Below are 6,978 nucleotides of genomic sequence, written 5' to 3' on the forward strand. Positions count from 1 at the left end.
TCAGGCCACGCGCCGTTCTGCACGCAGGACGCGCGCTTCGAAACTTCGCAGGGTCCGCCGGGCGGCGGGGCTGTAACCTTCCCATGTGGTCGGATTGAGATCCGGGAACAGGGCCACGATTTCGCCGATCATGTCCGCCTCGAAGCTTCGGACGATCTGCGGGCCGGGCAGAAAACTTTCAGACTCCAGCCCTTCGGAAAAGACCACCTGATGCCGGTCGAAGAGAATGTGGACATAGTCGACCATGCCGCCCTCGATCCGCCGGACGCTGTAGTCATTGACCAGATCATGCGCGGCCACCAGCACTTCGCCTTCGCCGAACAGGACCTCGGCGAGACTGTCGCGGATCAGGATGCGGTGCAGGGGCGAGACCAGAAGCTGGCGATGATCGCCAAAAGTGCCCGGCGCGATGCAGATCGGTGCAAAGTCGCCGCGGGCCTCGACCTGCCGCCGTCCGATCCAGCGCAGGGGTTGCGGACCTTCGTCCTTGGTCAGGACCAGATCACCGGGGCGGAGGCTTTCGACAGGCACTTCGCCATCGGGTGTCAGGACAAGCGTGCCCGCCACGAAGCAGGGCACGGAATCGATCACGACAAAGCCGGTGTCGGTTTGCCCGGTGCTGCTGGCGACCGTATAGGTGAAGTTCGCCACCTCGACAGTGCCATCGCCCACCACGGTAAGCGTGCCATTTGCGTTTACGGTGACCTGCTGCCCCGAGGACAGGGTGATGGTGCTGCCTGCAACGACCGGCTGCCCGTTGATATGGGTGATGGTCAGCACACCGCCCGTGCCGTTCACGTCATTGCCCAGAACATCCAGCACTACGGTACCGCCCGGATAGATCTCGGCCGTATCGGTCTGCGCCACCAGCACGGTCTGGACCGAGTTGCCGGCGATGAGGACGTTGGAATCGTACTGCGCGTCCAGAACGTCAGCGATGCCGATGCGGATCGAGTTCACCTGCCCCGGATTCACCGCCATCGTCAGGGTCATGGTCAGGGTGAAGCCGTCCATCTCGGTGTTGTAGGGGCTGCCTACGTTCGAGATGAAGAGGTTCTGGTTGGAGCCCGCGTTCAGGTTGTTGGGATCGATATCCCCGTCACCGACGCCTAGTTCGACCTGCTGGCCGTTGACCCAGACGCCGAAGAAGTCCTGGTAGGCCCCATCCGCGAATTCGGGATATTCCTCGGAGGAAAAGACGAATTGCATCGTCATCACGCTGCCGGTCGGGATGAAGTCCACGTCCAGCCATGCAGCGTCGTAGGTATTGGTCCCCGCCGCTGCGTTGAACTGTGCGTTGTTGTTGACGCCCGAGGTGTCGGTCGTCCGCGCACCCGTCACGTTGGCCTGCGTCGGGTTGGCTGCTGTTCCACCCGCCGCGTTGGTGAAATCGTTAGCCCGCCCCGTGGACAGGATCACGCCGGTATTGCTTGGCGTGACGAAGCCCGAGACCGCATCACCGTTCGAGTAGATTCCCGAGGACCGCGAATCCCCTGTATAGCTGGCGCTGACCACCGTCACGCCATCGCCGAAGATCTCGTTCGCCATCTGCATCGCAGATGCGTTCGTGTTCACTGGAAGTCTGGCCGCTGCAACCATTTATGTCCTGCCCCAACTTCGCCTGAGGCAGCGCAGCATGGTTCCATGGACGGTATGACACCGCCATCGCCGGATCATTCCGGCGCATTCCATGAATAAGGACCACGTTGGATCCTGCTGCTTTTGACCTGCCTCGGGTCTTGTTATTGCATAAAGAGTTAACACCGACTGGGTGATGCTGTTAATGATCTTCCGTCCATGCGCCCTCTATCGCCATGAAATTGCGCCTTTTCTGACACAATTTCACAATCGTTGATGGTTTGCCGTCCCGCCAAAACCACGCTAACGATGGGCAACGCCACGAAAGGACCCCGCCCATGGCCCAGCCCCACAGCCCCGCATCTGCCCCTGTCGATCCCGCCGACCTGACCGTTGCGCTGATCCGCTGCCCCTCGGTCACACCCGAGGAAGGGGGCGCGCTGGTCCTGTTGCAGGATCTTCTGGAGGGCGCAGGGTTCACCTGCACCCGCGTGGATCGCGGCGGCGTGTCGAACCTGTTCGCCCGCTGGGGGGCCAAGGGGCATGCGCATTCCTTCGGCTTCAACGGTCATACCGATGTCGTGCCCGTGGGGGATGAGGCCGCGTGGACCGTCCCGCCCTTTGGCGGGGTCATCAAGGATGGGCAGATCTGGGGGCGCGGTGCCACCGACATGAAATCGGGCGTCGCCGCCTTTGCCGCCGCCGCGATTGATTTCGTGCGCCAGACCCCGCCTGACGGGGCGGTGATCCTGACCATTACGGGGGATGAGGAAGGCGATGCCGTCGATGGCACGACCGCCTTGCTGGACTGGATGGACGCGCAGGGCGAGGCGATGAGCGTTTGCCTTGTGGGCGAACCCACCTGCCCCGAACGCATGGGCGAGATGATCAAGATCGGGCGGCGCGGATCATTGACGGCGTTCTTCACGGTGACGGGTGTGCAGGGGCATTCCGCCTATCCCCACCGGGCCAAGAACCCCCTGCCCGCCATGGCGCGGCTGATGGACAGGCTGTCGAGCCAAGTGCTGGATCAGGGCAACGATCATTTTGATGCCTCAACCCTGGCCGTGGTGACCATCGACACGGGCAATCCGGCCACGAATGTGATCCCGGCGCAATGCCGCGCGAGCGTGAACATCCGCTTCAACGATATGCACTCGGGCGCCAGCCTGACTGATTGGCTGCGCGCGGAAGCCGACAAGGTCGCGGCGGAATTCGATGTGCAGATCGGGATGACGGTGAAAATATCGGGCGAAAGCTTCCTGACGCCGCCGGGAGCGCTGTCGGACATGGTCAGTGCTGCGGTGCAGGCCGAAACCAATGTGGTGCCGGTGCTGTCCACATCGGGCGGGACGTCGGATGCGCGTTTCGTGAAACATCACTGTCCGGTTGTCGAATTCGGGCTGGTGGGTCGCACGATGCATCAGGTGGATGAGCGGGTGGATATCGCCCATGTGCATCAGTTGAAGGCCATCTACACCCGGATTTTGCGCAGCTATTTCGGCTGACCCCTCCACAGCCCCTGCGGGCTTTGTCGGTCTGCCGATTCCCTCATGACGACAACGGGGACCTGTGATAACCCGTGCAGCATGAGCCAGCTTCCCACAAAGGCCGAGATCCTGAACTGGATCGCGGACCACCCGACCCTCACCGCGAAACGCGATATCGCCAAGGCCTTCGGGATCAAGGGCGCCGCGCGTATTGATCTCAAGCGCATCCTCAAGGAGCTTGAGGAAGAAGGGCATCTAGAGAAGCGGAAAAAGACCTATCGCGACCCGGATCGCCTGCCGCCCGTCAGCATCGTGCAGGTCGGCCCGCCCAATGCTGAAGGCGAGATGACCGCCCGCCCTCTGGAATGGACCGGCGAGGGACCAGAACCGCGCATCCTGATGATCGCGCGGGCCACAGATCCTGCTTTGGGCGAAGGCGACCGTATTCTGGCGCGCCTGACCGAGGTGCGTGGGCAGCCTCATCACTACGAAGGCCGCCTGATCCGCCGCGTCGGCACCAATCCGGCCAAGGTGCTGGGCGTGTTCCGCAAGACATCGGAAGGCGGACGCATCCTGCCCATCGACAAGGGTGACGGCAAGGAATGGCAAGTGCCCGAAGGGGCCACAGGCGGGGCCAAGGATGGTGAACTGGTCGAGGCGGAACAGGCTGGCCCCAAGGCGCGTATGGGCCTGCCGCGCGCGCGGGTGATCAACCGTCTGGGTGACCCTTCCGCGCCCAAGGCCGTATCGCTGATCGCCATTCACCAGCATGGCATCCCCGACGATTTCCCCGATGAGGTGATCGTCGAGGCGGATTCGATGAAACCTGCGGGCCTGTCGGGGCGCGAGGACATGCGCGACATGCCCCTGATCACCATCGACCCATGGGACGCACGGGATCATGACGATGCCTGCTGGGCCCATGCCGACGACGATCCGGCCAATCCGGACGGTCACGTGATCTGGGTCGCCATCGCGGATGTGGCCCATTACGTCCACCCTGGCTCGCCTCTGGATATCGAGGCACGGCGGCGTGGCAATTCCAGCTATTTCCCCGACCGCGTCGTGCCGATGCTGCCGGATCGCCTGTCGGGGGACCTGTGTTCGTTACATGAGGGCGTGCCGCGCGCCTGTATCGCTGTGCGGATGCAGGTCGATGCGACAGGTCAGAAGATCGGGCACCGCTTCGTGCGTGGGCTGATGCGCTCGGTCGCGTCGCTGAACTACCGCGAGGTGCAAGAGGCGCGGGACGGCGCACCGAACGAGAAATGCGCCCCGTTGATGGATCTGATCATCACCCCGCTTTATGCCGCCTATGAGGCACTGGTGAAGGCGCGCGACCGCCGTCAGCCGCTGGATCTGGACCTTCCCGAACGCAAGGTGATCCTGTCCGACGAGGGCAAGGTCACTTCGATCAACTTCGCGGACCGTCTGGATGCGCATCGGTTGATCGAGGAATTCATGGTGCTGGCCAATGTGGCCGCAGCCGAGACCCTGATCGCCCGCCGCTCGCCCCTTCTGTTCCGCGTGCACGAGGAACCCAGCCCCGAAAAGCTGGAAAGCCTGCGTGACACGGCACAGGCGGCAGGTCTGGTGCTGGCCAAGGGGCAGGTATTGAAAACCGCGCATCTGAACGCGCTGCTGGCGCAGGCCGAAGGCACGGATCATGACGAGCTGATCAATATCTCGACCCTGCGCGCCATGACACAGGCCTATTACAGCCCCACCAATTTCGGCCATTTCGGGCTGGCCTTGCAGGCTTACGCGCATTTCACCTCGCCCATCCGGCGCTATTCGGATCTGGTGGTGCACCGCGCGCTGATTTCGGCGCACAAATGGGGCGATGACGGTCTGAGCCATCAGGAGATCGACCGGCTGGAGGCCACCGCCCAGCATATCAGCGAGACGGAACGCCGTTCGATGATGGCCGAGAGGGACACGACCGACCGTTATCTGGCGGCTTTCCTGTCGGACAGACTGGGCGCGGAATTCACGGGACGGATCAGTGGCATCGCCAAGTTCGGGGCTTTCGTGAAGCTGGATGAAACCGGCGCGGACGGGCTGATCCCGATCCGGTCGCTGGGGCGCGAGTATTTCCATTTCGACCGTGACAAGGGCACGTTGATGGGGTCGGAAACCGGCATGATCATCGGGCTGGGCCAGCGCGTGCGCGTCAAGCTGACCGAGGCCGCGCCGGTGACAGGCGGCATCGCGCTGGAATTGATCAGCATCGAGGGGCGCGACATGCCGAAAGGCCCGCCCGGTTCGCGTGGAAAGCCGCCCAAGCGGGCCTTGGGCAAGGCCAAACACAAAGCCGCCAAGCTGAAACGCAAGGCAGACCGCCGCCGCTGAGACGTGCTCAGCGGCCCCGTCGGCGGAACCCTGCGGCACCCGTGCGCGGGACCAGAGAAGGCTTTTGCAAAGACCCCGCTTGCGCTACCATTGGTGAAAAATGACCAAGCACAAGCGAGGCCGAGCACATGAGCATGAAATTCCTTCTTCCGCTGTCAGGCGTGATCCTGATGACCAATGCCGCCTGCGCGGGGCCGGTGGAGCGGTCCCTGCGCCCCGAGGCGCGGCCCTCGGCCCTGTCCTCGGTGCAGCAGGCGTCTGCCCCGGCGACGCTGGCACCGCCTGTCTCCGCCACGACGCGCGCGGAATTCGACCGCTGGGTCGCCGGGTTCAAGTCGCGCGCGCAGGCGCAGGGCATCCGCCCCGCCGTGCTGGAGCGGTCCTTTGCCGGTATCGGCTATGATCCCTCGGTGATCGAGCGCGACCGTAATCAGGCCGAGTTCAAGCGCGAGATCTGGGATTATCTGGACAGCGCCGCCTCGCCCGTGCGGGTGGCCAATGGGCAGACGGCGCTGCAAAAGCACCGTCGCACCCTGCAAGCGATCGAGGATCGTTTCGGGGTCGAAAAAGAGGTGGTCACGGCAGTCTGGGGGCTGGAAAGCTCTTATGGCGACCGGCGCGGCACGATGGATGTGATCCAGTCGCTGGCCACGCTGGCCCATGACGGGCGGCGTGGCGCGTTCTTTGAAAAGCAGTTGATCGGGGCCTTGCAGATCATTCAGGCGGGCGATGTGGACCCGCGCCGCATGACCGGCAGCTGGGCGGGCGCCATGGGGCATACGCAGTTCATCCCGACCTCTTATCTGGCCTATGCGGTGGATTTCACCGGGGATGGCAAGCGCGACATCTGGTCGGATGATCCCACCGATGCGCTGGCCTCGACGGCGGCATACCTCAAGCGGTTCGGCTGGACCAAGGGGCAGCCCTGGGGTGTCGAAGTGCGTCTGCCTGCCGGGTTCAATGCCGGTCTGGCCAAGCGCGACATCAAGCGCAACCCGTCTGAATGGGCCGCGATGGGCGTGACCGACATGCAGGGGCGCGCGGTGCCCAACCACGGGCAGGCGTCAATCCTGCTGCCTGCGGGCACGGCGGGTGCGGCCTTCATGATCTTCGACAATTTCGCGGTGATCGCGCGGTATAACAACGCCGATGCCTATGTGATCGGGGTGGGTCATCTGTCCGACCGGATCAAGGGCGGCCCCGAGATCCAGACCCCATGGCCGCGCGGCTATGCGCCTTTGTCCTTTGACGAGCGGATGGAGATGCAGCAACGGCTTCAGGCGCGCGGCTATCCGGTCGAGAAGATCGACGGGATCATCGGCCCGCAGACGACCGAGGCGATCCGCGCGTTTCAGCGGTCGGTCGGCGTGTCGCCGGACGGATTTCCCAGTCAGGACGTGCTGGCGCTGCTGAAGCGGTAAGGCGCAACTGGCACGGTTCTCTGATTGCGGCTATGTCAAGTGGGCTAGCGATCTGTCCGTTCGGGGTCATGGTTCTCTCCGAGGTCACGCATTGCGCCTCATGATGGTTTTCGGTGGTGGATCGTCTCCAATGTCGT

At 63.6% G+C, this 6,978-nt stretch carries 4 protein-coding genes; 3 read left to right on the top strand and 1 reads right to left on the bottom strand.

The window, feature by feature from the left end; translation table 11 throughout:
• The gene (locus tag PVW27_RS07325; protein ID WP_274556441.1) at positions 1-1,599 is read right to left on the bottom strand and encodes a Hint domain-containing protein; all 1,599 of its coding nucleotides are present in this window, start codon (positions 1,597-1,599) and stop codon (positions 1-3) included.
• Between the two features lie 317 nt (positions 1,600-1,916).
• Here PVW27_RS07325 and dapE point away from each other — a divergent pair, with 317 nt between their 5' ends.
• The 3 genes from dapE to PVW27_RS07340 all read left to right on the top strand — a co-directional run bounded on the left by dapE (position 1,917) and on the right by PVW27_RS07340 (position 6,841).
• The gene (gene dapE / locus PVW27_RS07330) at positions 1,917-3,086 is read left to right on the top strand and encodes a succinyl-diaminopimelate desuccinylase (RefSeq protein ID WP_274556443.1); all 1,170 of its coding nucleotides are present in this window, start codon (positions 1,917-1,919) and stop codon (positions 3,084-3,086) included.
• A gap of 81 nt (positions 3,087-3,167) precedes the next feature.
• Entirely contained in the window at positions 3,168-5,420 is a 2,253-nt protein-coding gene (gene rnr, locus PVW27_RS07335) for a ribonuclease R (RefSeq protein WP_274556445.1), read from the top strand.
• Positions 5,421-5,548: 128 nt separating this feature from the next.
• The gene (locus tag PVW27_RS07340; protein ID WP_432762040.1) at positions 5,549-6,841 is read left to right on the top strand and encodes a lytic murein transglycosylase; all 1,293 of its coding nucleotides are present in this window, start codon (positions 5,549-5,551) and stop codon (positions 6,839-6,841) included.
• The last annotated feature ends 137 nt before the right edge of the window (positions 6,842-6,978 follow it).

This window comes from Seohaeicola sp. 4SK31, assembly GCF_028802875.1.
Classification (GTDB): domain Bacteria; phylum Pseudomonadota; class Alphaproteobacteria; order Rhodobacterales; family Rhodobacteraceae; genus Seohaeicola.

What these genes read in the sequence shown, in the direction of transcription:
- PVW27_RS07325 (WP_274556441.1), bottom strand. Translation starts at nt 1,599, where the DNA reads ATGGTTGCAGCGGCCAGACTTCCAGTGAACACGAACGCATCTGCGATG.
- dapE (WP_274556443.1), top strand. Translation starts at nt 1,917, where the DNA reads ATGGCCCAGCCCCACAGCCCCGCATCTGCCCCTGTCGATCCCGCCGAC.
- rnr (WP_274556445.1), top strand. Translation starts at nt 3,168, where the DNA reads ATGAGCCAGCTTCCCACAAAGGCCGAGATCCTGAACTGGATCGCGGAC.
- PVW27_RS07340 (WP_432762040.1), top strand. Translation starts at nt 5,549, where the DNA reads ATGAGCATGAAATTCCTTCTTCCGCTGTCAGGCGTGATCCTGATGACC.